This window comes from Paenibacillus sp. 8b26, assembly GCF_050626875.1.
Classification (GTDB): domain Bacteria; phylum Bacillota; class Bacilli; order Paenibacillales; family Paenibacillaceae; genus Paenibacillus.
The window spans coordinates 2,665,261-2,691,279 of sequence record NZ_CP192445.1 but is presented as its reverse complement, the minus strand read 5'-3'; the positions used below and the strand labels follow the sequence as shown (position 1 = coordinate 2,691,279).

23 protein-coding genes, 1 tRNA gene and 1 CRISPR repeat array (1 of these 25 only partly in view) are annotated in these 26,019 nt (G+C 48.4%); of the genes, 11 read left to right on the top strand and 13 right to left on the bottom strand.

Features of this window, described 5'->3' with window-relative positions:
• A CRISPR array of direct repeats spans positions 1-816; the repeat unit is 32 nt; unit sequence GTCGCACTCTACATGAGTGCGTGGATTGAAAT; it reaches 559 nt to the left of the window's first position.
• A gap of 342 nt (positions 817-1,158) precedes the next feature.
• On the top strand, positions 1,159-2,358 hold the full coding sequence (locus ACQ4MX_RS12375; RefSeq protein ID WP_431090895.1) for an MFS transporter: 1,200 nt from the start codon (positions 1,159-1,161) through the stop codon (positions 2,356-2,358).
• A gap of 119 nt (positions 2,359-2,477) precedes the next feature.
• Here ACQ4MX_RS12375 and bioC read toward each other — a convergent pair whose 3' ends face one another.
• Genes bioC through bioA form a run of 5 tightly spaced genes read right to left on the bottom strand, consistent with a single transcriptional unit; the run spans position 2,478 to position 7,409 of the window.
• Entirely contained in the window at positions 2,478-3,341 is an 864-nt protein-coding gene (bioC, locus tag ACQ4MX_RS12370; RefSeq protein ID WP_431090893.1) for a malonyl-ACP O-methyltransferase BioC, read from the bottom strand.
• Entirely contained in the window at positions 3,331-4,062 is a 732-nt protein-coding gene (locus ACQ4MX_RS12365) for an alpha/beta fold hydrolase (RefSeq protein ID WP_431090892.1), read from the bottom strand. The genes bioC and ACQ4MX_RS12365 overlap by 11 nt, the downstream gene beginning before the upstream one ends.
• Positions 4,047-5,243, bottom strand: a complete 1,197-nt coding sequence (bioF, locus tag ACQ4MX_RS12360; RefSeq protein WP_431090891.1) for an 8-amino-7-oxononanoate synthase — start codon at positions 5,241-5,243, stop codon at positions 4,047-4,049. The genes ACQ4MX_RS12365 and bioF overlap by 16 nt, the downstream gene beginning before the upstream one ends.
• Positions 5,244-5,298: 55 nt before the next feature.
• Positions 5,299-6,045 (bottom strand): dethiobiotin synthase, encoded by a 747-nt coding sequence (bioD, locus tag ACQ4MX_RS12355; protein WP_431090890.1) that lies wholly within the window; start codon positions 6,043-6,045, stop codon positions 5,299-5,301.
• A complete protein-coding gene (gene bioA, locus ACQ4MX_RS12350) occupies positions 6,042-7,409 on the bottom strand; it encodes an adenosylmethionine--8-amino-7-oxononanoate transaminase (protein WP_431090889.1) in 1,368 nt (455 codons plus the stop codon). The genes bioD and bioA overlap by 4 nt, the downstream gene beginning before the upstream one ends.
• Before the next feature lie 352 nt (positions 7,410-7,761).
• Here bioA and ACQ4MX_RS12345 point away from each other — a divergent pair, with 352 nt between their 5' ends.
• Positions 7,762-8,820: a lactonase family protein gene (locus ACQ4MX_RS12345; RefSeq protein WP_431090888.1), complete on the top strand. Its 1,059-nt coding sequence runs from the start codon at positions 7,762-7,764 to the stop codon at positions 8,818-8,820.
• Between the two features lie 121 nt (positions 8,821-8,941).
• Here ACQ4MX_RS12345 and ACQ4MX_RS12340 read toward each other — a convergent pair whose 3' ends face one another.
• A complete protein-coding gene (locus tag ACQ4MX_RS12340) occupies positions 8,942-9,898 on the bottom strand; it encodes an ArsR/SmtB family transcription factor (RefSeq protein WP_431090886.1) in 957 nt (318 codons plus the stop codon).
• 273 nt (positions 9,899-10,171) lie between these two features.
• Entirely contained in the window at positions 10,172-11,140 is a 969-nt protein-coding gene (locus tag ACQ4MX_RS12335; protein WP_431090885.1) for a flagellar export protein FliJ, read from the bottom strand.
• Positions 11,141-11,284: 144 nt separating this feature from the next.
• Here ACQ4MX_RS12335 and ACQ4MX_RS12330 point away from each other — a divergent pair, with 144 nt between their 5' ends.
• From ACQ4MX_RS12330 to ACQ4MX_RS12320, 3 genes are all read left to right on the top strand, one after another.
• The gene (locus tag ACQ4MX_RS12330) at positions 11,285-11,758 is read left to right on the top strand and encodes a GNAT family N-acetyltransferase (protein ID WP_431090884.1); all 474 of its coding nucleotides are present in this window, start codon (positions 11,285-11,287) and stop codon (positions 11,756-11,758) included.
• Positions 11,759-11,820: 62 nt separating this feature from the next.
• Entirely contained in the window at positions 11,821-12,453 is a 633-nt protein-coding gene (locus tag ACQ4MX_RS12325) for an NAD(P)-dependent oxidoreductase (RefSeq protein WP_431090883.1), read from the top strand.
• A gap of 33 nt (positions 12,454-12,486) precedes the next feature.
• Positions 12,487-14,220, top strand: coding sequence for an NAD(P)H-hydrate dehydratase (locus tag ACQ4MX_RS12320; protein WP_431090882.1), 1,734 nt, complete (start codon positions 12,487-12,489; stop codon positions 14,218-14,220).
• On the opposite strand, the gene ACQ4MX_RS12315 is transcribed toward ACQ4MX_RS12320, so the two are convergent.
• Positions 14,204-14,713: a hypothetical protein gene (locus ACQ4MX_RS12315; RefSeq protein ID WP_431090881.1), complete on the bottom strand. Its 510-nt coding sequence runs from the start codon at positions 14,711-14,713 to the stop codon at positions 14,204-14,206. The genes ACQ4MX_RS12320 and ACQ4MX_RS12315 overlap by 17 nt on opposite strands.
• Before the next feature lie 177 nt (positions 14,714-14,890).
• Here ACQ4MX_RS12315 and ACQ4MX_RS12310 point away from each other — a divergent pair, with 177 nt between their 5' ends.
• Positions 14,891-15,727 carry an HAD hydrolase-like protein gene (locus tag ACQ4MX_RS12310; RefSeq protein ID WP_044646294.1) on the top strand — a complete coding sequence of 279 codons (837 nt, stop codon included), beginning with the start codon at positions 14,891-14,893 and terminating at the stop codon, positions 15,725-15,727.
• Positions 15,728-16,169: 442 nt separating this feature from the next.
• On the opposite strand, the gene ACQ4MX_RS12305 is transcribed toward ACQ4MX_RS12310, so the two are convergent.
• Positions 16,170-17,114, bottom strand: a complete 945-nt coding sequence (locus ACQ4MX_RS12305; protein ID WP_431090880.1) for a beta-ketoacyl-ACP synthase III — start codon at positions 17,112-17,114, stop codon at positions 16,170-16,172.
• Between the two features lie 246 nt (positions 17,115-17,360).
• Here ACQ4MX_RS12305 and ACQ4MX_RS12300 point away from each other — a divergent pair, with 246 nt between their 5' ends.
• Complete coding sequence (locus ACQ4MX_RS12300) at positions 17,361-18,041, top strand: MarR family transcriptional regulator (RefSeq protein WP_134911420.1); 681 nt, start codon at positions 17,361-17,363, stop codon at positions 18,039-18,041.
• A 115-nt stretch (positions 18,042-18,156) separates the two neighbouring features.
• Positions 18,157-18,963, top strand: coding sequence for a patatin-like phospholipase family protein (locus tag ACQ4MX_RS12295; protein ID WP_431090878.1), 807 nt, complete (start codon positions 18,157-18,159; stop codon positions 18,961-18,963).
• Positions 18,964-19,046: 83 nt separating this feature from the next.
• Here ACQ4MX_RS12295 and ACQ4MX_RS12290 read toward each other — a convergent pair whose 3' ends face one another.
• On the bottom strand, positions 19,047-20,078 hold the full coding sequence (locus tag ACQ4MX_RS12290; protein WP_431090877.1) for a ribonucleotide-diphosphate reductase subunit beta: 1,032 nt from the start codon (positions 20,076-20,078) through the stop codon (positions 19,047-19,049).
• 23 nt (positions 20,079-20,101) lie between these two features.
• On the bottom strand, positions 20,102-22,435 hold the full coding sequence (locus tag ACQ4MX_RS12285; protein WP_431090875.1) for a ribonucleoside-diphosphate reductase subunit alpha: 2,334 nt from the start codon (positions 22,433-22,435) through the stop codon (positions 20,102-20,104).
• 471 nt (positions 22,436-22,906) lie between these two features.
• Here ACQ4MX_RS12285 and ACQ4MX_RS12280 point away from each other — a divergent pair, with 471 nt between their 5' ends.
• Positions 22,907-23,254 (top strand): MTH1187 family thiamine-binding protein, encoded by a 348-nt coding sequence (locus ACQ4MX_RS12280; protein ID WP_192512528.1) that lies wholly within the window; start codon positions 22,907-22,909, stop codon positions 23,252-23,254.
• Positions 23,255-23,327: 73 nt separating this feature from the next.
• Positions 23,328-23,399: transfer RNA gene (locus ACQ4MX_RS12275), tRNA-Thr, on the top strand.
• 93 nt (positions 23,400-23,492) lie between these two features.
• On the opposite strand, the gene ACQ4MX_RS12270 is transcribed toward ACQ4MX_RS12275, so the two are convergent.
• Positions 23,493-24,656, bottom strand: a complete 1,164-nt coding sequence (locus ACQ4MX_RS12270; protein ID WP_431090873.1) for a tyrosine-type recombinase/integrase — start codon at positions 24,654-24,656, stop codon at positions 23,493-23,495.
• A 136-nt stretch (positions 24,657-24,792) separates the two neighbouring features.
• Positions 24,793-25,506, bottom strand: coding sequence for a hypothetical protein (locus tag ACQ4MX_RS12265; protein ID WP_431090872.1), 714 nt, complete (start codon positions 25,504-25,506; stop codon positions 24,793-24,795).
• Positions 25,507-25,617: 111 nt separating this feature from the next.
• Here ACQ4MX_RS12265 and ACQ4MX_RS12260 point away from each other — a divergent pair, with 111 nt between their 5' ends.
• Entirely contained in the window at positions 25,618-25,989 is a 372-nt protein-coding gene (locus ACQ4MX_RS12260) for a LytTR family transcriptional regulator DNA-binding domain-containing protein (RefSeq protein ID WP_431090871.1), read from the top strand.
• The last annotated feature ends 30 nt before the right edge of the window (positions 25,990-26,019 follow it).

Sequence of the window (26,019 nt, the reverse complement as noted above, 5' to 3'; positions counted from 1 at the left end):
TGGATTGAAATTGCCGAGATGAACAACGAATATGTGATTACCACGGTCGCACTCTACATGAGTGCGTGGATTGAAATATTGGAAGTTCAGGAACGTTTGAATAAGATGTATAGTCGCACTCTACATGAGTGCGTGGATTGAAATCAAACGTACAGTTTCTAAGGCTTCACGCTCGGATTTTAAGTCGCACTCTACATGAGTGCGTGGATTGAAATTGTGGCGGAACAATACTCCATGCTTTGTGATCACGTCGCACTCTACATGAGTGCGTGGATTGAAATCTTAGTCGCCTGCATTTGCTGATCTGTTTGTCCGGTGTCGCACTCTACATGAGTGCGTGGATTGAAATTTGATCCATAACACCACCCCAAATTCCGAACATTGTCGCACTCTACATGAGTGCGTGGATTGAAATCTGAAAGGTGGGTAAGGTAGATATGCTCACCACACGTCGCACTCTACATGAGTGCGTGGATTGAAATCCGTCCATCCAGTAGCTTATATGTCCGTTCACTCAGTCGCACTCTACATGAGTGCGTGGATTGAAATGGGGATTTTGTTCAGTAGCTAAGTTGAAAGAAAAAGGGTCGGACTCTACATGAGTGCGTGGATTGAAATATTAGCCTGTTCTTCGGTGCTGACGCGTCCATAGTCGCACTCTACATGAGTGCGTGGATTGAAATAAAGGTCTACCTCAGCATCATAAAGAGGTTTTTGAGTCGCACTCTACATGAGTGCGTGGATTGAAATAGTTGAACAACCTCATCCATCTTATAGAGAAACTGTCGCACTCTATATGAGTGCGTGGATTGAAATTGGATCTGACGGGTTACCTCCTGATCGTGGTAAGTACGTCGCACTCTATATGTAAGCTGAACTAAAAAAATGTACTTTGCATTAAATTTAAAATAAGGGTTCTGCCAGTATTGTGCTGGCAGTGCCTTTTTTTGTGTATTGAATATAGAACGCATGTTTGTATATAATATATGCAGAAGAGTTATCTAAGTGTTTCACGATGCCCAATGCAAGCTGCTTAGTGTGATTTATGATTGTTATTTGCTCGTGGGTCTATTAATATAGTGAAGAGTTTTGAACTAATAGTTGCAAAATAAGATTTTCGTATGCGAAATAAATAACCTTAGGAGGACAACACGCAACATGTCAGAATCACAATTGAAAATGGGGCCGTTGGTCATTTTGATGATTAATATGTTTATTGCCATGCTGGGAATTGGCCTCATCATTCCGATCCTCCCCAAATTCATGGGTTCCCTCGGAGGCACTGGTGAAACGGGAGGCTACCTGGTTGCCGTGTTCGGCTTGACCCAGTTTCTGTTTTCACCGTTGGCTGGTGAATGGTCCGATAAATACGGACGCAAAAAAATGATCATTATCGGTTTGGTGATCATGACGATTTCTTCAGTATTATTTGCCAGCGGGCATTCGTTGACGATGCTATATATATCCCGTTTGCTCGGAGGTGCAGGGGCTGCCTTTATGATTCCTCCGATGATGGCTTATATCGCCGACATTACGACGGTACACAATCGCGGTCGGGGAATGGGTTTGTTGGGCGCGGCCATGTCTCTTGGGTTTGTTATCGGCCCTGGCGTGGGTGGCTTGCTGGCAGATATCTCGATTCGCACGCCTTTGTACGTTTCGGCTGGGGTATCGGGTGTAGCTGCGCTGATTTCGTTGATATTGTTGCCTGAAACCTTGTCGATGGAGAAGCAGTTGAAATTCCGGAATGTCAAAGTCAAGCACGACAATATCATTAAGCAGTTTGCACTTTCTTTTCGCAAGCCGTACTTCATGCTGTTGATTATGATTTTCACCCTAACCTTTGGGCTGACGCATTTTGAAACGATGTTTCCTTTCTTCGTGACAGGCAAGTTTCATTACAATGAGCGTGATATTGCCATCATCATTACGGTAGGCGCGCTGGTCGGAACGGTGATCCAGGCGGTTGTGATCAGTCCGTTGTTGAATCGTTTTGGCGAAAAAGGTGTCATTATCGGCTCCTTTCTGTTTTCCGCGATTTCTCTTGTGCTTATGCTGCTCTCCGGCAACTTTTATTATGTACTGGGGGTATCGCTCATCTTCTTTACCGCCACGTCGCTACTGCGACCAGCCATTAATACGGCTTTATCCAAAATGGCCGGGGATGAGCAGGGGGTTGCAGCCGGGATGAACAATGCCTATATGAGTATCGGTAATATTTTGGGACCTGCGCTGGCGGGTACGCTGTTTGAGGTGCATATCAATTTGCCGTACATTTTCGGGGCGGCCATTCTCATTCTTAGTTTAGGGCTGGCTGTAAAATGGAACAGCAAAGGTACGCAAACGACAGCGGTTTAGTATTGCCTGACGATCGAAAATATTTTTTGAAGGATCATTCTTTCTCCGGGTTATTGAAAAACAGGGCGTTTCCTGAACTAAACGTCCTGTTTTTTTTTGACTTGTATCCTTAAAGATCATTAAGTTGCCGATGCCTGAATAAATACAATATCATAAGTCGCCGCAACACCTCCCGGCGTGCAAAACTTGTCTTCATACTCTTTATACAAATTGGCGAACAGACGCCGCGATCCGAGACTGCGCGAAATGACGGCTTCTGAAGTGCTGGCTCCCAGTGCTTTTACAGATAATAGAAAATCCCTTGGTGAAGCGTACTCTTCCGTTAAAAGCATACATTCATATTGGATGTTTGAGAACCCAGCCTTTGTTAACGAATCTTTCCACTGATTTGCAGATTGAAACGACAGTCCGTGCCTCTGGGGCTCCATACCTTCAGCACGGTAAACTTCTTCAAAAGCCGTATGCAGCTCGCGGAACGTATCAGGCCCGAAGGTCGCGAATGCGAGTATCCCTCCGGGGCGAAGCAGCCGGTGAAGGTAATTCAGCGTTTGCTGCGGCTGGCTCAACCATTGAAAACAAGCGCTGGAAACCATGAGATCGAACGAAGAGGCAGGAGCGTTAGCCGCCCACATTTCGACATCGGCAAGCAAAAAGTGGATATCAGATGAGGGTCTACCGTTGGAGCCTACATGGTTTGCAGCGCTTAACACACGCTTTTCAGCCGCCAGAATCATTGCAGGCGCAATATCCAGCGCAGTAATAGACGAGTGTGGCCACCTGTTCATCAAAATTTCAGTTAGAGTGCCAGTGCCGCAACCGATCTCAAGAATGCTGAGTCTGTTTGAATCACCAGCATTTGTCCGTTTCATGAGAGATTTTGCAAGCATGTCCGCCATAATGCGCTGTACATGGGCATGAGTATCATACAACCCTGCCGCGCTACGGTTAAATTGACGTCCAATAGCTGCTTTTCTACTGATCATGCCACCAACTCCTAATTGATTCAGCTATATGGGCTTCCCTTCCCAAAAACGGAGCATGCCCGCTGTCGGGTATGGTTAGTAACTTTGCCTGAGGCAATTGCGTGAGCAACTCTTCTGCCGCCGCGTAAGGACAAATCTTATCCCCGGTACCGTGTATAAGAAGAACCGGACAATGGATTGCCGGAATTCGGGAAAGGCATTCCACTTTACGGAGGACTTCAAGACCTGCGATGAGCGCCGGAGTTGTCCAGTTGCCGATGAGGGGATGATTGTTCCTGAGATCCGTCTCTGTTCCCGACTCCGTAAACACCATCTGACTGAATTTGCTCTCTATAGCCTGCCGATCTTTTCTGAGTCCGGTGATCATCTGTCTAACATATGCATCTGCCCAGCCGCGATTCCGCTGTTCTTTAGGACGGGTAAACCTGGCTGTTGCTGAAAAAAGTACAAGTCCGTCCGCCAGTTCCTGGTCCGCGAGTTTCAATGCCAATAACCCGCCCAGTGACCAGCCTCCGATCAGAACCGGACCGGAGCACAAGGAAAACAGAATTTTTGCTGCCGTTTCTGTTAAATGTAGTATATCCTCTGAAGAAGCGGCAGCACTGTAATCTATAGAAACATGATGAAAATCAGGAAGAAGCTCGCGAAGTCGGTCAAAGACCTTATCTGACATACTCCACCCGGTCAGCCACAAGATTGTGCCGCCTAACTCTGATCGCATGATTCCAATACCCCCAATCGAAGTCCTATTCTGCGGATTTTCGTAACGGCATCTGTCAGCTCCTCCAGAGAATGTGCAGCCGACAAGGAGAAGCGAATTCGCGCTGTACCATCAGGCACTGTTGGAGGGCGAATGGCTATCGCCGCAATACCTTCGGTTTCTAGAGCACTACTAAATTGCAGAGCCTTATGATTGTTGCCTATGATCAAAGGCACAATCGGAGAATCTCCGTTACCGACGTTAAAACCCGCCATACATAACGAGGAACGAAAAAATTCGCTTGCCGTAAACAGCCGTTCGCGACGCCAGTGTTCTGTTTGTATCAGCTCCAATGCTTGGGTAGTCCCCGCTATAAGAGAAGGTGGCAATGCCGTTGAATAGATAAGCGGCCTAGCCTTATTCATCAGCCACCTGATGAGCGTTTCATTTCCACAAACATAAGCTCCATAGACGCCAAACGATTTGCTGAGTGTACCCATATGAATATCCACATCATTTTTTAACCCGAGCGCAAGGGCCAATCCCTCACCGTGTAAACCGTAAACCCCTCCGCTGTGTGCCTCGTCAACCATCAGCAGAGCATTATACTCCCGTTTGAGCTCAATAAGGTCAAGCAAGCGCGCCTGATCACCATCCATGGAAAAGATGGCGTCCGTAACGATCAGCTTCCGCCGTTTATCACGGAATTTATGTAATAAGGCACGCAAATGTTCAATATCGTTATGACGGTACCGTGCATGCTCGGCGCGGCTTAAAATAATGCCGTCGACTATGCTCGCATGGTTGAACTGGTCGCTGAATACCACATCGCCACGACCCGCAAGCGCACTAATGACACCGACATTAGCTATATATCCGTTTGCGAAGACAAGTGCCGCATCACAGTTCTGCCATTCTGCCAACGCTTTTTCAAGCTGTCCATATGGCCGTCGGTTGCCGGTTACAAGCCTCGAGGCACCGGCACCGGCTCCTTCGATGAGGAGTGCATCACGCATCGCTTCAATAATGGCAGGATGTTGGGCAAGTCCCAGATAGTCATTCGAGGACAAGTCGAGCAGCACTCGTCCGCCATGCATCATATAACCAGGACTTTCGGGGATAGGAACATGGGTACGCAAGCGGCGTTCCAATGATGCGTGGTTCAATGCCTCAAGTTCTTTTTTCATCCAATTGATGATCATCACCCCCTTGTAGAGCGTTTAATTTCATTTCAAAGCCTGGATCTTCAATTGTTTTTTAATTTCCATCATTCCCTGTAGACGATTGTACTGAAAATGCTTGCCTGATCGGCGCTAATTGAATCGTTCTTCGAACGGAATGTATAAGCATCTCGGCATTTGCCTCGTCATGTAAGCGTGGAAAACGGCCAAGGACCTTCAGGCCGCCGCTGTAACGTTCGATGAGTTCCGCATTCGCAGCGGCACTCGGATCGTCCAGGGGGTTAATGCATTCGCTGTCGTTCATAATGATGCCTACAATCGGGATTCCGCGCTGCTGTAAGAAGGAAACGGTCAAAAGCGTATGATTAATTGTGCCCAGACCGGACCGGGCCACGATCAGAACGGGGATGTGGAGCGCGGAAATCAGGTCAATCACTAGCGCGTCATCGGTCAGCGGTACAGCGACGCCACCGGCCCCTTCGATAAACAGTGTTTTATAACGTTTTATGAGTGGTTCTCCTGCGGCGATAATCTCCTTAAGAGTAAGTGTCACACCAGCCTGCTTGGCGGCCAGCATTGGGGTAAGCGGTGCTTCGAATGTAAAAGGCGCTACGGCCTCGGGGCGTTCACAGATGCCTGTGCTTTGCAGCAGACGTTCGGCATCCGTTGCTCCGCTGCCAAGAAGGCCGCCGGACTGCACAGGTTTCCAGACACCTGCATTCAGACCTTCTGCACGCAACGTAGCGGCAAGAGCCGCCGTCACAATTGTTTTCCCAACGCTGGTATCTGTACCGGTTATAAACATTCCCCGTAGTGTGCTCATGTAGTTAACCCATTTTCGGTGACGTCAATAATGGATGCTGCCAAAATATCTGTCATGGCATCCAACTCATCCTCCGTGCTGGCAAGAGGAGGGATAAATACGACAACATTGCCAAGCGGTCTTGTAAGCATTCCAAGCTCTCTTGCACGCTCGGCAGCGCGAACGCCGATCCGATCTGCCCAATCGTATGGCTCGCGTGAAACCTTATCACGTATGAGTTCGATCCCGATCATCAGACCCTTTTGCCGAATTTCACCGACATGCGGTCGTTCTTTAAGTGCCATGAGCTTTTGCTGGACAAATGAGGCCTTTGCTATTACGCCCTTTAGCATGTCTCGCTCTTCGAATCGTTTTAGACTGGCTAAGGCGACGGCACAGCCAAGCGGGTTTCCGGTAAAGGAGTGTCCGTGGAAAAATGTTTTCTGCTCTTGATAATCGGCATAGAATGCGTCATATACCTCGTCAGTTGCAAGTGTCGCGGCGACGGGCAAGTAGCCGCCAGTGAGTCCTTTGCCGACAACCATCAGATCAGGTGAAACTCCTTCGAGATCGCAGGCAAACATGGCTCCCGTCCGACCGAATCCTGTGGCCACTTCGTCCGCGATGAGAAGTACGCGGTGTTTACGGCAAAGCGAGGCCATTTCCCGTAAACAGCCTGGCGGCATGATGATCATTCCTCCGGCTCCCTGCACGATCGGTTCCACAATGAGAGCTGCAATTTCATCCCCACGAGTCTCAAGCAAAATGCGTAAAGCGGTTAAAGTAGACTCCATTGCACCCGTTGCGCCACCCTTGTGGCGATAAGCATAAGGATAAGGAATGACCTGTGTCGGAAACAACATCGGTCGAAACACATCATGATACAGCGGAATCGCGCCGACGCTGACTGCCCCGATTGTATCTCCATGGTACGCTTGATTCATCGTAATAAATGTCTTTTTCTCATGTAGTCCGCGGTTGTGCCAGTATTGAAACGCCATTTTGATTGCGATTTCGACACCGGTTGCTCCTGAATCTGAGTAAAACACTTTGTTTAAGCCCTTCGGGGCGATCCCTACCAGCTTTTCAGCAAGCTCGATGGCAGGTACATTCGCCATTCCAAGCAGTGTAGAGTGGGCGACCCGATCTAACTGATCAGTGATTGCCTGATTCAGTTCCGGCACGTTGTGTCCGTGTACATTAAGCCAAACAGACGAGAACCCGTCATAATAAGACCGTCCCTGGACATCATACAGTTTGACACCTTCACCACGTTCGATAATAAGAGGGTCCGACTCGTTGTAATCTTTCATTTGAGTAAAGGGAAGCCATAAGTGCGCCTTATTCATGGCGGCAAGACGTTCATAGTGCGTAATGATCACCATCCTTCACCAACCTAGTATTTTAATTGTCAACCAAAATGAAATTTAAAAGGTTGACAATTAACTTTAACAATATTAACAAAACGAGAAGTCTGTGTAAAGAGAATCAAAGTGTGCGACAAGATCTTACGGTGATGTTTACTTCATTAAATGAGGATTTTGCAAAAATCCAAGAAGCGAATTGTAATCAACAATATAGAGATCGAAATGATTTTGTTCGTCTATATATTGCACTTTGGGGCGGATCATGGGTAATAATGAATGGTGGATCTAAATGGCAGGGTTTTGATTAAAGACATGCCACATGGGCTGATGCCCATAAGACGACGCAACAGCCAAAAGGAGATGAGAGCCGATGGAAGAGCGAAATGAACAGTTATTTTATACAGGAACTTATGCGTCTCGCGATGATAGAGGTATTTATGTATGCGCTTTACATGTGGAAAACGGTGATTTGCGCATCATTGGAGGCGTGGAAGGAATCGAGCGGCCTTCATTTCTGGCACTGCACCCGGATGGAACGAAGCTGTATGCCGCCAGTGAAACAGAGGAAGGCGAGCTGTACGCGTATCAGGTACATGCGCAGACGGGAGAGCTGCACCCATTGGATCGAAAAGGGACAGAAGGGGCGCACACTTGCTATGTTTCGGTCACAACAGATGGACGGTATGTAATGGCTTCCAATTATTCAGGCGGAAATGCTGTGGTATTCCCGGTGACGGAAGCTGGCGGGTTGGGGGAAATGTCGGGGCAGGTTCAACATACCGGCTCAGGTATTCGTCAGGACCGTCAGGATGCGGCACATCCGCATTCGATTATTCCTGATCCTTCAGGACAGTATGCAATGATATGTGATCTGGGGTTGGATCAGATTGTGGTATACCGTTTGACGGAAGACGGGAAACTGGTGGCCCATCGTGAGGCAGACCTGCCGCCCGGTTCGGGTCCGCGTCATCTGGTCTTTCATCCTTCGCGTCCCTATGCCTTTGTGGCTAACGAGCTGAATAATACTGTCGATGTATTTAGCTACAACGAACGCAATGGGGAGCTTCAATTGCTGCAAAGCTTGTCCACACTGCCGGACGGCATCATAGATGTGGAAAATACAGCCGCGGACATTCGGATTACGCCTTGTGGACGCTATCTGTACGTGTCAAACCGGGGGCATAACAGCATCGTGCTGTACCATGTCGATCTGGACAGCGGCAAGCTGGAGACGGTTGAATGGGTGGAGACTTTTGGCAGCACGCCGCGTAACTTCAACATCCTGTCCGGGTATTTGGTTGTCGCGAATCAGGACGGGAATAATATCGTATCCTTTGCTATTCACGGCGATGACGGACGCTTGACTCGAACAGGATATGTGCTGGAAGTTCCTTCACCCGTATGCATTGAACCTGTGCGGCAGTCATAGCGTATGGCAAAAAGGCACGTTAGAACAAGATGAAAAAATAAAAACACGGTGCTTTGCTTGCCATGAACGCATGGGGCAAAGCGTCGTGTTTTAGGGTCTGAGAAGAAAATGGTCTGAAAGTTTATTTGCTGCTGTCGCCAGCTTCTACCGTTGCTGTTTTCGTATGGTTTTCCGCAGGCTTGTAGTACAAGCGGAACAGAATGTCCTGATTGTAGTTACCGAATCCGGTACCGAACAGGGTAACCCCTCCAACATGCTTGGCATCATCCAGAATGGCAATGCGGAATTTCCATTGCTTCTGATCAATCAGCACCTGGCTTAAGGTCACATTGGATATTTGCTTGCCGTCCATAAAGGTACCCTCAGACGTAACGCGAAGTCTTTTGAGCAGACCGTATTGGTTGATAAAATCAGGCCACCATGCAGGTGTGTACTTTCCCCGGTTATCGCCGAAATCTCCCGGGCTGGTCCAAGTCCCCAGATTCACATCGTTCAGGAAAAAGGTAATGTCCGAAGGCCAGTTGTCATTGGTAAAAGGGGCCTCAGACGATAGCTCCATCGAAATTTCCAGCTCCTCGGCCTTTTGGCTGGACAGGAGGAAATTCGGTACTTTATAATCCATATATCCTTGGCTAAACCACAGAATTTTGGAATTGAAGCGCTCAGGGTCCAGAAACGAACGAGGCTCGTCGAATTCTCCAATAATTTTCTCGACGGTAGCCAGCCCGCAGGTCGGCTGAATTTCAAAATCCGTAAAGTGCCCGACGGAAATCTCCGTCTGATGAAATTGCCGTACATCCTGCTGATAGCGGGGCATGGCTATTTCAATTTTGTCCGTAGCCAGTGAGCATACTTTCTGCACGCCACCGCGTCCGGGCAGCATTTTGGTCGAAATAATGGACGCTCTCTCCAGCTTTTTAACATGCATGGTCATGATGGCACTGCTTAGTCCCAGCGCTTCCGCCAACTCGCGTATATTCATAGGCTTCTCCGCAAGCAGAACAATCATGTTCAGCCGTACCTCGCTGGCCAGTGCTTCATATACGGGAAGTGATTTTTCAGAAATGTCCAGTTGCATAGTTCCTCCAATTCTAACGCACATCAACAATTGATGATAGTTTAACATATATGGATTTTTTTCAATATTCATACATAAAAAACGATATGATTTACATTTATATAAACAATATACCCTTTCCTTGATTGTCGGCACAAGCTTAACCCATCAAAAAGCCTAAAATTGTTCAAAAAACAGGACACCCCATAAAAACCATTCGGTGTCTGTCGGGATGTCCTGCGAGGGTATGCGGTTGAACGTTCATGCTGTATATAATCCTGCTTCGCTTGCCGTTTAGGAACGGCTATGCTCCTCCGCCAAAGAAGAGTCGGACGTTCTGTCTCTGTCTGCTGTGTGCATTTCCGGATATTGAGAAGGATCGGCCTTCATCAAGCCGGGATGACCGACATAAGGGCGATCACTCCGTGAGCGGCCTCGGGTGAGTCGGAAGCCAATCAAAAACAGGACAAGTTGCACAGCCAGTATGTAGGGAGAAGCCTCCGGTCCGATCCATTGAAACAGGGCAACGGCGGCGATTACCATGGACAACAGGCTTGTCGGGAAATGGGATGCCGTCACATCCAGATCATTTTGTCTGCGCAGGGTCATCAACCGGTATACGTACAGCAGGGCGATCAAGCCGGAAACAAATCTCATACATGTACACCATATGAGCCAGGATGCAGTTGGGACAGCTTCGGGCAGACTATTATAGATTGTACTATACGACATAAGTTCCACAATCAGCCGTGAGATTAGCCACACTATACCCGCCAGCGCCAAAGGCCCGGCAGCGGGACGCAGCAGCTTCCATAAAGCCGTACCCCAGCCCGGAGCATGCGATTCCAGCAGAACAAGCCGACGTTCGTCGATCAGTTTGTTCATTTCGCGCTCCAGTGATTTGAGAAGCAATTCCCTGCGGAATGCGTCACATTCTCTTAGAGATGCCTGAACCTGTTCCTGAAGGTGCGGGGTTAAATAGGGAGCAGCCTTCGCTTCCTGAAGGGCATGAATCAGTCCACTCTGCTGCTGGCGCGTTTCACTGCTGCTTATGCCGTTCTGAGTGGAGGTTTGGAGATAGCCTGCCAACCGTCCGTAGATACGCAGCGATTCCTGTAATTCATTCAACCGCTGCTGACGTGAATTTCGAAGCTGGGCTGCGCTGTGAACATACAGCCACACCAGCAAAGACAATGCCAGCAGGACGGCAATCAGACCGGGTGAGATATATGCGGCCAATGCCGCGAAGTCCGTCGGGGACACCCGCAATCCCTCCTTCCATTGTTCTTTCTACACTATTGCACAGACTACACAGGCATTTCAAGGGCTTGGTCACGTCTGACAGAGATATATGAAGTATTTTTTGGTAAAATAGACAAGATGATAAGCAGGGAGGGGAGATTCAGCATGAACGAGTATATAGAAAATACCGCAGAACATCATAGAGGATCGAATCACCCGGACGGGCAGCTTCGCGTGGAGTACGTCGTTCCATCCGTTGAGGAGTATCGGGCACTGCGGAAGGAGGCGGGTCTGACGCAGATTACAGAAGAAGCAGCAGCCAAGGACCTGCCGAACAGCCTGTTTGCGGTGACGCTACGGATCGGGCAGGAATTGATCGGCATGGGCCGGGTGAGCGGTGACGGCGGTGTTTTCTTTTTGGTGACGGATATTGCAGTCAAGCCCTCCTACCAGGGAAAAGGTTACGGGCGTAAGCTTATGGAAGAGATTATGGCCTATTTGAAACGTGAGGTTCCAGCGGGTAGCTTTGCGACGCTGATCGCAGACAAACCAGCCGACCGCTTGTATGCGCAATTCGGCTTCCAATTGACCAGCCCTGGATCGGAAGGGATGTACTGGCGGCAGCCGGGCGGGGTTTGAGCAAGGGCCGAAGTGGATAAGTAATAGTAAGGAAATTATAGACAGGAAGAAGGCAAGGACATATGAAAGTCATTATTTTTGGAGCAACAGGAACCATTGGGCAAGCATTGGTGAAGGAGGCGATCAAGCGCAAGTACCAGGTGACGGCGGCGGTGCGTGATCCGCAGCGTGTGACGGAGCAAAGTGAATATTTGACGGTCGTTCAAGCGGATATTTTGAATCCCAATTCCGTAACAGCCGTGGCGAAAGGACATGATGCCATTATTAGCGCCTACGGTCCCAAGTTTGGAGCCGAGGAAGAATTGCTCGAAGCAACCCGTTCTTTATTGGAAGGAACCCGGCGTTCCGGCGCAGAGCGCATACTGGTAGTCGGCGGGGCTGGCAGCCTGAAAACGGAAAACGGTGAACGTCTGATGGATACCGCCGAGTTTCCAGAGGAAGTCAAGCCACTGGCAGCCGCACATGCCGAAGCACTGGAGCTGTATCGTGCTGCGGATGTGGACTGGACATATTGCAGTCCTGCCGCAATCATTGAGTCGGGACGGCGTACAGGACAGTTTCGCATTGGCTTGAACCATGTAGTTGTTGATGAATTGGGTCACAGCCGCATCTCAGTTGAGGATTATGCAGTTGCCCTGATTGATGAGCTGGTGGAAGGGGAATTTGTGAATTCCCGTTTTACGGTCGGGTATTAAAAACAGGGATGGCACTACGGGAGGCGAAGAAGCATGTATGTTGTGACCGCCGAAGAAATGCGGCAACTGGATCGGTATACGATTGACAAGCTGGGCATCCCGGCCCTTACCTTGATGGAAAATGCCGGGCGTGCGGTAGCTGACGAGGTATTGAAGCTCTACGCTGTGGAAAGTGGATGGAGCCATAAGAGCTTCTCGGAAAGCCACGTGGATTCAGCATACGGTACGGAACGCAGATATATAGTGGGGCAAGATGCTGCCAAGCAAGGATATGATGAGGGTCCAGCCTATGGTGAACAGGTTGGGGATACACCGGGACATGGCGGTGTTATTCGGACGGAGCCTTGGAGCCACGGGCGACATGCCGTGTGGGAACGGGAGCATTGGTATATTCTCATCGGCAAAGGCAACAACGGCGGCGACGGTCTGGTGGCGGCCCGTCATCTAACGGATGCGGGCCTGCGCGTCACCGTTGTGTACGCTGAGTCGCCGGACTCGCTGCGCGGCGAAGCAGCGGTGCAACGCGATACCATCGCGGCTCTGCACATCCCGACCCAGGTCTACGGCCGGGATGCTCTCGACCTGCGCGGCGCCTCCGGCATCGTAGATGCCCTGCTGGGCACGGGCACACAAGGCCCGCCGCGCGAACCCTACGCCTCGCTGATTCGCGAGGCCAATACCAGCGGCGTGCCGCTTGTGTCGGTAGATGTGCCTAGCGGCCTCGATGCCGACACAGGTGCGCTGCACGAGCCGTGCATTCGCGCACGCGTCACCGTATGCCTCGCCTACTTGAAGTGTGGGCTCGTCCAATACCCGGGCGCGGGGAATGCAGGCGATGTAGTGGTACGCTACATCGGCATCCCGCCCGGGCTTGCCCGTGAGCACGGCGTGCAGCTACGGCTCCTGACCCGCGACACGCTGCGCGAAGCGCTGGGCGTGGACGTGAGCCGCAGCCGTGTTCCGGATGGGCACAAGGGCACCTACGGCCACGTCCTCGTCGCCGCGGGAAGCCTGCGCATGAGCGGCGCGGGCTTGCTGGCCGCACGTGCTGCCCTGCGCATCGGCAGCGGCCTTGTGACGTGGGCGGTGCCCGAAGCGCTGCTGCCGCGCCTCATCGGAGCCGCGCCGGAGCTGATGCTCGCTGCCGTAGCCGCAGGTGGAGACGGCGAGTGGAACGCCGACTCCGCGGACGAGCTGCTTCAGCTCGCGCAGGCGCGCGATGTGCTGGCCGTCGGCCCTGGCCTCGGCCGTTTCGCAGGAGACACCGGCTGGCTGCGCCGCCTGTGGGAAGAATACGGCGGCCCGCTCGTACTCGATGCGGACGCTCTGAACATCCTCGCTGCAGCGGGGCCAGAGCTTGATGCCTGGAAGCCGAGAAGCGCGGCGGTTGTACTGACGCCGCACCCCGGCGAGATGGCCCGTCTGCTGGGCATATCGACGGCCGAGGTGCAGCGTGACCGCATCGCTCATGCCCGGCAGTACGCCCGAACACGCGGGGTGACGCTGGTGCTCAAGGGAGCGCGTACCGTCATTGCGTGCCCGGACGGAACGGCTTATGTCAACACGACAGGCCACGCCGGGATGGCGACAGGCGGTGCAGGTGATGTGCTGACAGGCATCATTGCAGGCTTGCTGGCGCAGGGCTTGAGTGCTTCGCAGGCAGCAGCCTTTGGAGTATACCTGCACGGCAGGGCTGGAGAAACAGCCGCGCGTCATCGCCAGCATGCCGCCTCGGTCATTGCGGGTGACATTATTGAAGCCCTATAGCCCATAATAGTAAGGGCAGGAGGAAGGCCAAGATGATCTGTACCCCAAATTCACGGCTCTGCCAGGGTCTTCCTGCATAATGCCTTCCCCGGTAATATAGTAATGTGATCACTGTACCCGCGATGCCGTTACTCCATGAGACTCCCGTTCCTTCGGGCGATATAAAAGAACCGAGCAGGAGGAAGATACTGAATCCTGCGGCAAGGTACAGGGTGAGCAGCTCCGGCTTTCGCAGCCAGGGCAAGAGATCGTGCAGTGCATCGGCGACAAGAGCGGCCGGTAGGGCAAAACCATATGCCCATAGCTGCGCGGTCAGCTCACCGCTATTACCTGCTATGGTTACAGGAATTCCCGTAATTGCCTCTGCTATATAGCAATAGGCCCATAACAGGCCGAACACCAGTCCTCCGCAAGCCAGTTTGTTCAGCGCATAACAACCCAGCTCCATTCGCCAAGGCATCTTGGGATTATATTCATTCCATGGATGTCTCATGTTGCGATTCCTCCTTAGCACACTTCATCACAATCAGTAATCCGCAACCAATCAAGGAATTTATTTTCAATTACACTCCGCTGATGCTTTACGGCACTTCATTTTACGTTAGCTGTGTATCATGGTCCTAAGAAATAATGACAGCGGATAGCCGCGTTACGGAGAGGCGGGGATTGCATGATACAAGCGGTTATTTTTAATCTCGAAAGTACATTGTTGGACCCCGGAGGACGAGGCTTAATCCAGGGAATACGTGATATTTTCAGATGGAAGGGTGTACAGGTAACCGAAGAACAAGCATCTCATGGGCGAGGATTACCGATCCGTGATCATATTGCGAATGTGCTGGCACTTTCAGAGGTTCGGAAAAAATGGCTGGATTGCTTCGGTACGCATCCTGGGAGAACGGATATTGAGCATATTTATCTTGAGCTTGTGCCTGTTCTCCGTTCTTTGATTCAAGGAGCTGAGCCCACCTTCGGTATCGATAAAGCACTGAATGAGTTGCAGGATCGTCGGATTCAGTCAGGCGCTACCGCATCTTGCCCAATGGAGATGCTGGGCAACGTTTTTACGCCTGCACAGTCCCCATATGCACTGGATTGTACAGTAGCTCCCTGTGAAGTTTCGCAAGGGCGCCCTTATCCATGGATGATCTATGAGATTGCACACCGCTTACAGGTTTTCCCGCTTAGCGATATTGTGAAAGTAGGAGATACGGCAGCTGATATGCAAGAGGGCAGAAATGCCGGTGTGTGGACAATAGGTGTACTGAATCATAGCGAAGGTGCGCTGACCACGTCGCAAGCAACTAGCCGTGAATCCGACGACAGAGTGGCTGAGGAACGGCGCAGACAGAGCGTATACGGATTAAAAAGAGCAGGAGCCCACATTGTCATGAACTCGGTCGCTGACTTGCCGCGTATTTTGCGTGAAATCGAAATGCTCCAGCATACGGGCGGCTATCCTTCCTATACAAAGCAAGTAAAAACAGCGTTAATGCCTCCATCGTGAGCAGCGTTGATACACTGTGGGGCTATGGATTGGATTACACGGTTCTAGGGTATATGTATGCACCACATCGGACGAAGGTGAACTTCTCAGGTTCTGGGCATGCGACTATTTTAAAATTGTCAGATAGGATCGTCAGATTGTGGGATACTTCGGACAACTATCTTATTTTCATCAGCTTGGCGGTGTTGGTCACGAGAGCTTCGTTATTTTGCTGCAAGGTGGATAAGGATGCGTTCTCGATGGAATGTTTGGTGGTCCATAAAATAAAGCCGCTGATGACAATCAAAGGGATAAGCAGAATGATATAAGAATGAATAGATAATCATATATTTGATTGATTTTTTATGCAAAAAGGCCTTAGCCTGTTTCTGTTGAACCCATCCCTAAAGGGCAAAGCTGGTTCATAGAACTGGACCAAGGCCTTTTCTGTCAAGTAGAGAATTCATGCGATCTGAATGACTTGTACGCCCCATGCCAAACCCGCGCCGAATCCGACCAGCATCACAATATCACCGGCATGAACGCGCTGTTGTTCCATGGCTTCCGCAAGCGCAATGGGAATAGAAGCCGCTGACGTATTTCCGTAATTTTCGATATTCACAAAAAATTTATCCATATTCATCTTGCCAGCGGCACTCTCGATGATTCGAATATTGGCTTGATGTGGAATGATTAAAGCAATATCATCAATGCTTAATTTCAATGTTTCCAGAGCTTTAGTTAGCATAGATTCCACAATACGCACCCCAAACTTGAAAACCTCTCGACCTTGCATGGTGATAGGGCCTGTGACCGGGGATGTCAGCGCTTCTGCCCCACGTTCTTCCGAGCCTAGCAAGGAGAAACACGGGAAAGCACCAGGACGAGATTGAAGGACGACAGCGCCTGCCCCATCTCCAAACAGGACAGCAGTATTACGGTCCTGCCAATCTATGATTTTGGAGAACTTGTCCGCTCCAATCACCAGAACGTTGTGGTAGGCACCTGATTTCATCATGTCGCTGCTGACCGAAAGGGCGTACACAAAACCGGAGCAGGCTGCCGATAAGTCGAATGCAGGTGCGCGGCTTCCGAGCTTTTGCTTGACCAGCATGGCTGTGGAGGGGAAGGCATAATCAGGAGTTGAAGTCGCCACAACAATGAGATCCACGTCTTCCGGGGATAATTGGGCACGGCTTAAAGCCTGGGTTGCAGCAACGACGGCAAGGTCAGAGGTGTCCGTGGATGCTTCTGCAATATATCGCTGACGGATGCCTGTTCGTTGGCTGATCCATTCATCGGATGTGTCCAGAGATGCGGCTAATTCCAAATTGGTTAACAGGGATGTCGGAACGTAGAATCCGGTACCTGTAATTGTAACCCCGTTCATGTTGAGAGCTGATTGCATTTATGTTTCCCTCCAATGAAATAATCACACAAAAGACCGTAAAGACCAAAAAAACCAAAAAACAGTATGGATAAAAATATAACACAGGCGGATGAAAAAGAAAATATGCAAAGAGCAGCTTGCTGCACGGAGGAATCTGGAGTGAGCCTGCTGCTTGATTATATAGATATTCAGTGCTAAGATTTAGACACAAAAAACCCAAGAACGTATTCGCAGGGGATACACAGGGAGGTATACAACGCTACCGTGTCACTTACTAAACGTCGTCTGCAATTTCTGCATACATTAGTGGATTTGTATCAAAAGACGAATTTACCTATTCATTACGAAGCCTTAGCTAAATCATTAGGCGTTAGCAAATGGACGGCTTATGACATGCTGAAAGAAATTGAAAAGCTCGGTTTTATTACGCGCAGCTACGAGGTGAATGCCAAGGTAACCGGACGATCTCAGGTCGTATTTGTGCCTACGGATAAAGCTTCGGATTTGTTCAACCAGTCCCGGAATGAATTAGTGGATCTGGTGGATTGGAAAAAAACCGTCGAGAACATCTCGGGACTGCTCAAGGATTTGAACAACACAAGTCCCAATGATGCGGTCCGAAAAATTTGGGCTGAAATTCCTGAAGCCAGTGTCAGGATCAATTTTTGCGCCTATATTATAGGGCTGCTTTTGATGTACTTGAAGAAGCTGGGAGATAAAAGAGGTCCCTGGATTCAGCAGATTGTCCTTACAGCGCCAAGCAAGGAAATGGGCATGACCATGTTTGTTGGCACTGTGTTGGGTATGGCCGTACAAACGATGAACGATGAACTGGGCCTTGAAATTACGGAGCTGGTTTCCCGTTTTCTGCAATCCATTTCGGATCTTTCTGACGAGGAAAAAGGGTTGCTTTCCGATTTTCTAAGCGAGGCTTTTTATTTTTGAATATAACAGGAATGAGTCATTCGTGAGGAGAGGAAGCTGGCCTCCTTACGCTTGGTTTTTGGGTCTTTTGTGTGTTTGGACGGATGCAGTAAATACATGTAAAGGGGTTGCGTATATGCCGAAGGTAGGATTGGTTTTGGGTGGGGGAGCAGTCAGAGGACTTGCTCATTTGGGGGTACTGAGAGCGTTCGAAAGACATGGGATTCAGGTCGATTGTATCGTCGGTACGAGTATGGGCGGCATTGTTGGCGGACTTTATGCGGTGGGTGTTCCTGCGGATGCTCTATTGGATTGTATTAAAAAGACACCTAAATACCGCCTGTTGGATATCGGCATACGCCATCGTGGTTTAATTGCCGGTAACAGCATGAATACGGTGGTGAATGAGTTGCTGCAACAGCATGGACAGCATACGCAGAAGATTGAGGATCTTCCTATCCGTTTTAAAGCTGTTTCTGTCGATTTACTGGAAGGCAAGCAATTCATTTTTGAACAAGGTGATTTGGTGACAGCACTGCGGGCTACGATGGCGTTTCCCGGCTTATTCGCTCCTGTGATGCATGAAGGCAAGGTGCTAGTCGACGGAGGGGTATTAAACAATTTGCCTGTAGAAGAGATGAGTCGGGAAGCAGATTGTTTAGTGATTGCTGTTGATGTGGCACGGGGACATGAAAAGAAGCCGCCGCGCAATATGTTGGAAGTTGTATACCGCTCTTACAGCTTGATGACCGCTGAACGAAAGCATAATAGTCTCCGGCTAGCAGACGTCGTCATTCGCCCTGAAGTCGGACATATTGCGGCGTTTGATTTTACAAAATGGCCTGAATGTGTCGAGGCTGGCGAGGAAGCGGCCGAATGCATCATGGATGAGCTGAAGCTGCAAATAGCCAATCATGGGCAACCAGCACAGATGCATGTTTAGTTTGAAAAAGAAAAGAAGTGTCTCTAACCATAGATGGCTTGTGAGACACTTCCGTATTTTATACTTATGATCTGCAGCTATTCTTACAAATCGTCAAATCCGTTGTCGTCTCCGACCTTGCCGTAATTGCGCGATTTTGCTTCAAAAAAGTCTGTTTTTGTCGCGTTCAGCGCTTCATCCGAGAACGGCTTGATCCAAGGCATACAATTTACGTCTACCCCTTCGTAGGCTTTGTCCATACCGAGCAGTCTCAGGCGCATGTTTGCCATGTATTTGATATAATCGCCCAGCTCGTTCAAGTCGATGCCGCGAACCTCTTTGAGTGTGTAATGCGCCCAGTTTGTTTCCAGCTCGACCGCACGGTCGATCATGCGGTATACATAATTTGTATTTTCTTTCGTGTCCAGCTCAGGGAAATCAGACAATAATTGCTTGAACACTTCGGCAAAAAAGTAGCAATGCTGATTTTCATCCCGCTGGATATAGGAGATCATTTGGCTGGTCGCCATCATCTTCTGGTCACGGGCCAAATTATAGAAGAAAGCGAACGTACTATAGAAGAAAATGCCCTCTAAAATCAAGTCCGCCACCATCGCCTGGAAAAAGGTTTGCGGATTTTGCTCATCACGGAACTCCTGATAAATGTCTGAGATGAACGTGTTACGCTCCAGCAGTACAGGATCATTTTTCCAGTATTCAAAAATTTCCTTCTGCTCCTGATCCGATACCAGAGAGGACAACACATAGGAATAGGATTGATTATGCACGACTTCCTGCTGCCCGATAATGGCCGACACCGCTTCCAGTGAAGAATCGGTAAAGTAGCGTTTTACATCCCCGACAAACATCGTTTGCATGGAATCCAGCACGGCCAGCAGGCCGATGTTGATTTTGAACGTGCGCTGTTCTTCGGCATCCAGCGTAGGAAATTGAGATGCGTCCTTGGACATCGGGATTTCATCCGGAATCCAGTGGTTGAGCAGCAGCACCTTGTACAGCTTGTACATATGCGGCATCCGAATATCATTCCAGTTCAGAATGCCGGAGTTTTCGCCTTCAATAATGCGGGTAGAGCGGTTAGGCGCTTCCGTGTTAAAAATCTTTTGTAACTGCATGGGAGATTCTCTCCTTCTTTATATTAGGATGCACAGCTATCGCATTCTTCAATCGTCAGTGCGCGACTGCGTACATAATAGGTTGATTTCATACCTGATTTCCAGGCATGGATGTGCAGTTCCAGGAACTCCGTAGCTTTGATATCCGGGCGCACATACAGGTTAAAGCTTTGGCCTTGATCAATATGGCGCTGACGGGCAGAGGCCATGTTGATCGAAGCATGCTGATCCAGCAGGAAAGCTGTTTTGTAGTACCAGATCGTTTTTTCGTTCAAGTCTGGTGCAGGGTTAGCGATCTTGTAGGTTGTTTTCTCTTCATAGGAAAGCAGCTCATACAATGGATCAATGCTGGCCGTAGAACCTGCGATGATGGAGGTGGAACCGTTAGGCGCAATGGCGAACAGCCATGCGTTGCGAACACCGTTTTGTTTAACTTCTTCCGCAAGTTCACTCCACTCGGACGTGGTGACAAATTGGCCTTCATGCGTACCGTCCGTATAGCCACGGGATGTGAAATAATGCCCGGTAGACCAGTCAGAGCCTTCAAATTTGGCATAACGGCCTTTTTCCTTCGCCAGCTCCATGCTCGATTTTACAGCCAAATAGTTAATTTTTTCGTATAAATGATCGTTATAGGTTACCGCTTCATCGGATTCCCAACGGATGCCTTCGAGTGCGAGCAGATGATGGAGTCCGAACGTACCCAGACCGACTGCGCGATATTGGCTGTTCGTATATTGTGCTTGCAGCACTTCAATATTATTAATATCAATAACGTTATCCAGCATACGTACCTGAATCGGTACGAGACGATCCAGCACACCTGCCGGAACAGCGCGAGCCAGATGGATGGAGTTCAGGTTGCAGACGACAAAGTCGCCAGGAATTTTGGAAATGACAATGCGTGTTTGTCCGTCCTTGGTGACTAATTCTTCTTTTTCCACCACGGTCGCCGATTGGTTTTGCATAATTTCCGTACACAGGTTGGAGGAATATACCATACCATGGGCGCGGTTCGGGTTCGCACGGTTTACTGTATCGCGGTAGAACATGTACGGCGTACCTGTTTCCAGCTGCGATTTCATCAGGCGCTTCATGATGTCGATAGCAGGCACCGTAATGCGGGAGAGAATTGGATGCTGTGACGCTTCCTCATACTTCTCGCGGAAGGAGCCTGTACCAAAGGCTTCATCGTAAAAATCCTCCAGTCCCAGTGGACGGCCGTTGTCATCTTTCCAGCCCATGACCTTCTTCACTTCATGTGGGCAGAACAGGTTCCATTCGCCACGTGCTTCCACCCGCTCCATGAACAGATCGGGCAGACATACGCCGTGGAACACGTCATGCGCACGCATGCGCTCGTCACCGTTGTTCAGCTTCAGATCGAGGAACGCAAGAATATCTTTGTGGAATACATCCAGATAGACGGCAATCGCGCCTTTACGTGTACCCAGTTGGTCTACGCTGACCGCTGTATTGTTCAGCTGGCGAATCCACGGGATGACGCCGGAGCTTGTATTTTTGTGTCCACGGATGTCGGAGCCACGTGCCCGTACTTTACCGAGGTATACGCCAATGCCGCCGCCCATTTTGCTGAGACGGGCTACATCGGTGTTGGAATCGAAAATGCCTTCCAGCGAGTCGTCTACGGTGTCGATGAAGCAGCTGGAGAGCTGTCCGGCGACCTTTTTCCCGGCATTGGACATGGTTGGTGTAGCCGCCGTCATGTACATGTTGCTCATCGCCCAGTAAGCTTCCTTCACCAGCTCCATCCGCTTGTCGGCAGGCTCCTTGTGCATCAGGTACATCGCGATGATCATGTAGCGTTCCTGCGGCAACTCCATTACGCGTCCGTCAAAATCGTTCGCCAAATAGCGCTCGGACAGCGTCAACAGCCCGATGTAATCGAACAGCAGGTCATTTTTCGGCAAAATGGATGCACCCAGCTCGTCAATTTGCTCCTTGGTGTAGTAGTCGAGCAGTTCTTGACGGTAAATTCCTTTTTGGATCAAATCGGTAATCAGTGGATAAAAAGCGCCGTAAGGCTCGTCCGCATAGGATTTGTAACGGCGGTGAGTGGCCGCTTTTTTATATAAGGAAGTGAGCAAAGCGCGCGCAGCGGCGAATTTCCAGTCCGGTTCTTCCTTGCTGACCAGTTCAAGCGCAGCCATCGCAAACGCGTTGCTGATTTCGTCGCCCGTGACTTCGTCCCGGCGCAGCTTGCTGACCACACCGCGAATCAGACGATCTTTATCCAGCTTGTCCAATCCGCTGAGCACACGGTCGGCATATACGGAAATACGTATTTCATCAAAAGCCAACTGGCGGTTATTTGGTTTCGTTACGAGTTGTGGCATGGGATTAATTCCTCGCTTTCCTGATTTGGAATTTATACTCTGGGAATAGGCATGAAGATGATCATGATGAGAAGATAATGGTGAAAAAAGCGATGGTCAGACAGCATTTGGGGGCTGTATGTAATCCAATAACATAGAAATAGCGATGCATCTGCCAATGAAGGGGGAAAAGATGGTTCCCGTACGATTTATCGGCTACATCACTATATTTAGACGTGTTATGAATATTTAACCCAACATATTGTGTTTATAAACTTAAAATTTCAAATAAGTGCAAGGAGTATTATAGCAACATTCGAAGCCATACGTAAAGGAAAAGGAATGGAAAATCAAAATATGCAGAGAAGTCGCGGGCTGTATTTGAATTGAGGCTGTTTGAACGGTACAATGATTGATGAAGATGTTTCCTACAGAACCAAGCAGCATACATATGAACTTTTTTTGTGAAAAAATTAAAGGAGGAACTTGGCGATGGCTATTGCAGAAGTGACAGTGATCCCGATTGGAACGGGGAGTACAAGCCTGAGCGACTACGTTGCCCAGATGCAAAAAGTGTTGAAGACGCAAAAAGGAATTACCTATGAGCTTACCTCCATGAGTACGATTATTGAAGGTTCGTTGGACGATGTGTTCACCGCCATTGCTGCGCTGCACGAAGCGCCATTCCTGTCTGGAGCCAAGCGCGTTTCCACCTCGGTCAAAATTGATGATCGCCGTGACAAGCCTTCCTCCAGTCACCAAAAGCTCCGTTCCGTCGCAGATAAACTATCTGGTACCGCGACAGGAAATGTTACCGAACTAAATCCAAATCCTAGTTGAAAAAGTTGATGTAAGTGATTGATTTTTATGTAACTAAGAGTATAATAGTTTTTGTTGTCAGTTACACTGACCTGCTGGTGTAGCTCAGGGGTAGAGCAACGCACTCGTAATGCGTAGGCCGGGGGTTCAATTCCCTTCACCAGCATCCTTACAAACACAAGCACAGCGCGGCTTCCAAGCTTTTTGGAGGTCGCGCTTTTTTGTTGGAGTGAGCATTTTTCTAACATTCTTCTAACCTTTAGTCTAGTAAAGTGGGTTCTTTAGTGCTAATGCTCTCTCCTGTAATTGAATCGCCAATGTTTTTTAACACTGCTTCTTGGAGATTCGGAAGAACATGTGAATAGGTATCCAGAGTTACATTGATAGACGAATGTCCGAGTCGTTCTTGAACGATCTTTGGATGGATACCAGCTTTGAGAAGTAGGGTTGCATGAGTGTGTCGCAGATCGTGGAAACGGATCCGAGGAAAATCGGGATGTTCCTTTACAATTCTGTCCAAAATACGATAGTAATGTCTCATTAGATTTCGGGGTCCGAGAGGCGTTCCCACACTCGTTTGAATTACTAGACCTGAATCATTATATAGCTTATTTCTGGCTTGCTCATGCTCTTGCTTTCTAAAGTGATTCTCCAAAAATCTAGTGGTATTAGCAAACAGTGCGATGGAGCGAATGCTGCTATCATTTTTAGTATCATCAAGATCATGTCCTATTTCAGAAATGGTATAAGCTTGTCGAACCGAAGCCGTTTTCCTCTGTAAATCTACCTCTGCTCGCGGTAGTGCAAGTATCTCACTTTGACGCATGCCAGTAGAGGCAGCGAGCTCGAACGCCAGGAAGTATTGATCTTCAGATGCAGCATCGAGGAATATTTTTAATTGATGTTCATTCCAGACCTCGAATTTTTTCTTTTTTCCTTGGGGCAGGGCAACAGAAGAAGCCACATTTTGAGATATAATCCCCCAAGTCACTGCTCGATTCAATGCATCTAAAATTAAAACATGGGCTTTCTTTATTGACCCAACAGACAATTTGGGTAACAGAGTTCTATGGTACAGATCATGAAAATGTTGTGGTTTTAATTTTGTTATTTGTATTTTTCCTAGATTGGGAACAATATGAGTGTTAACGAGCCATTCATATGATTTCCATGTACCATGCTTTACTGATGTCTTCTTATCACGCAACCAAGTCTCCATAATCTCACCGAATGTTTTCTTTGTAGGTTCTACAAAGGTTCCCTTTTGAAAATTGGTTAAAACCCCAGGCAGCGCCTTCTCAGCATCTTTTTTTCGATCATATCCTGATAACCACTTCTGTTTTCTTTTGTTGGTCACTTCATCTTTATCCAAGTCGATCACTATATAATACTTCTTACCTTTTTTGGCTATATGCCCTCTCATGATGAACCTCCTGATTGGATTTGAGAATGTATGTTCTATTTTTGTTTTAAAATAAAAGCCCAGAAAAGGGCTTTAGGTTTATATGAGTGGTAAATGTTATTGTATCTAAAATCCAAGCGTTTGGAAATTTATTCTGTTATTCTCTCTCTTTTAAGTCATCAGGCAACCCTGTTTTTCCAAATAGCATAGTTACATACATCTTATACTGTCTTGAAAAATCTTTGGCATACATCAGTTGCTGGTTCACTGTATCTATGTGTGTTTCATCCGACTCTTTAACGTACTTTGAGAGATATCCATTTGCTAAAGATCGGGAAGTGTAGTATCCATTTAAACTTTTCAAGATATTTTCCAAGTCGTCCTTTAGATCACTATGTAACCCGTCAGGAATTTTTATGGAATTAATGTTTGTTTTGGTTTCTTTATATTTATCGTTGACTTGTTGAATTTCTTTATAAATGGCAGAATCATCGATTTCATCAGCCTTTATCATGTCAAAAACCTCAGCGCCACGCCGCTCATAAGGGTCCATTTCTTTTTGATATTTATAAATGACGCTTTCAATTTGAAGGGCAGTTTTTTTATCAGTATCACTGTATGAAGGTGTGCTTTCACCATCCTCAGTGCTTACTTTAGAAGATACATCATCCTGTGATTGAGATAAGTCCCCCTTAGATACTGGTTTAGACTCATCGCTAGGTGTAACTATGAAGAGTATTACTAAACTCAAAAGAGAGATTAAAAAACTCCACCTAGCTTTTTTAGTACGTCTGACTAGAGAAATTATTCCCCAAAGGAGAAAAAGAACAAAGGAAGCTGAACTGACTGCAATTAATAATGAATAGAACATCTTTCTTTACATCCTTTTATGACCCCATCGGCTGGGAATTTGCTCATTTTATCTTGTTAAATTTATTATCGAATTATGAATTTAATTTTGTAATACTTTGTAGGTTTTTACATGCTGTTCTATCATGAAGTAAAAACAACAGGAGTAGTCAGCATGATAGTAACGTGTGTAAAAATTCACGATAGAGATGGCACAAACGCGGATTTTGTCGAAATTTCGCTATACGATGTGAATTATATTGATTTGTGGCAGCCAACAAAGAGTAAGGAATTATGTCCTGCCTACCATACCTCAACAGGCTCATACATAGGCTTAAGAACGTTAAAGGACGTTTCAAAGGCGTATGCCAAGTATGGTTTCAAGTCGTATGATCGCTCAACAGTTGTAAACGAGAACCTGATTAGACGTACTGAAACGGATGCTCATGGTAGCAAAATAATCTTTGATGATGGGAGTTTTGTACGAATAAGAACTAAACTATAGGCTTGTCAATCCCCCTTAAACATGGTTTAA

What these genes read in the sequence shown, in the direction of transcription:
- ACQ4MX_RS12375 (WP_431090895.1), top strand. Translation starts at nt 1,159, where the DNA reads ATGTCAGAATCACAATTGAAAATGGGGCCGTTGGTCATTTTGATGATT.
- bioC (WP_431090893.1), bottom strand. Translation starts at nt 3,341, where the DNA reads ATGATCAGTAGAAAAGCAGCTATTGGACGTCAATTTAACCGTAGCGCG.
- ACQ4MX_RS12365 (WP_431090892.1), bottom strand. Translation starts at nt 4,062, where the DNA reads ATGCGATCAGAGTTAGGCGGCACAATCTTGTGGCTGACCGGGTGGAGT.
- bioF (WP_431090891.1), bottom strand. Translation starts at nt 5,243, where the DNA reads ATGATCATCAATTGGATGAAAAAAGAACTTGAGGCATTGAACCACGCA.
- bioD (WP_431090890.1), bottom strand. Translation starts at nt 6,045, where the DNA reads ATGAGCACACTACGGGGAATGTTTATAACCGGTACAGATACCAGCGTT.
- bioA (WP_431090889.1), bottom strand. Translation starts at nt 7,409, where the DNA reads ATGGTGATCATTACGCACTATGAACGTCTTGCCGCCATGAATAAGGCG.
- ACQ4MX_RS12345 (WP_431090888.1), top strand. Translation starts at nt 7,762, where the DNA reads ATGGAAGAGCGAAATGAACAGTTATTTTATACAGGAACTTATGCGTCT.
- ACQ4MX_RS12340 (WP_431090886.1), bottom strand. Translation starts at nt 9,898, where the DNA reads ATGCAACTGGACATTTCTGAAAAATCACTTCCCGTATATGAAGCACTG.
- ACQ4MX_RS12330 (WP_431090884.1), top strand. Translation starts at nt 11,285, where the DNA reads ATGAACGAGTATATAGAAAATACCGCAGAACATCATAGAGGATCGAAT.
- ACQ4MX_RS12325 (WP_431090883.1), top strand. Translation starts at nt 11,821, where the DNA reads ATGAAAGTCATTATTTTTGGAGCAACAGGAACCATTGGGCAAGCATTG.
- ACQ4MX_RS12320 (WP_431090882.1), top strand. Translation starts at nt 12,487, where the DNA reads ATGTATGTTGTGACCGCCGAAGAAATGCGGCAACTGGATCGGTATACG.
- ACQ4MX_RS12315 (WP_431090881.1), bottom strand. Translation starts at nt 14,713, where the DNA reads ATGAGACATCCATGGAATGAATATAATCCCAAGATGCCTTGGCGAATG.
- ACQ4MX_RS12310 (WP_044646294.1), top strand. Translation starts at nt 14,891, where the DNA reads ATGATACAAGCGGTTATTTTTAATCTCGAAAGTACATTGTTGGACCCC.
- ACQ4MX_RS12305 (WP_431090880.1), bottom strand. Translation starts at nt 17,114, where the DNA reads ATGCAATCAGCTCTCAACATGAACGGGGTTACAATTACAGGTACCGGA.
- ACQ4MX_RS12295 (WP_431090878.1), top strand. Translation starts at nt 18,157, where the DNA reads ATGCCGAAGGTAGGATTGGTTTTGGGTGGGGGAGCAGTCAGAGGACTT.
- ACQ4MX_RS12290 (WP_431090877.1), bottom strand. Translation starts at nt 20,078, where the DNA reads ATGCAGTTACAAAAGATTTTTAACACGGAAGCGCCTAACCGCTCTACC.
- ACQ4MX_RS12285 (WP_431090875.1), bottom strand. Translation starts at nt 22,435, where the DNA reads ATGCCACAACTCGTAACGAAACCAAATAACCGCCAGTTGGCTTTTGAT.
- ACQ4MX_RS12280 (WP_192512528.1), top strand. Translation starts at nt 22,907, where the DNA reads ATGGCTATTGCAGAAGTGACAGTGATCCCGATTGGAACGGGGAGTACA.
- ACQ4MX_RS12270 (WP_431090873.1), bottom strand. Translation starts at nt 24,656, where the DNA reads ATGAGAGGGCATATAGCCAAAAAAGGTAAGAAGTATTATATAGTGATC.
- ACQ4MX_RS12265 (WP_431090872.1), bottom strand. Translation starts at nt 25,506, where the DNA reads ATGTTCTATTCATTATTAATTGCAGTCAGTTCAGCTTCCTTTGTTCTT.
- ACQ4MX_RS12260 (WP_431090871.1), top strand. Translation starts at nt 25,618, where the DNA reads ATGCTGTTCTATCATGAAGTAAAAACAACAGGAGTAGTCAGCATGATA.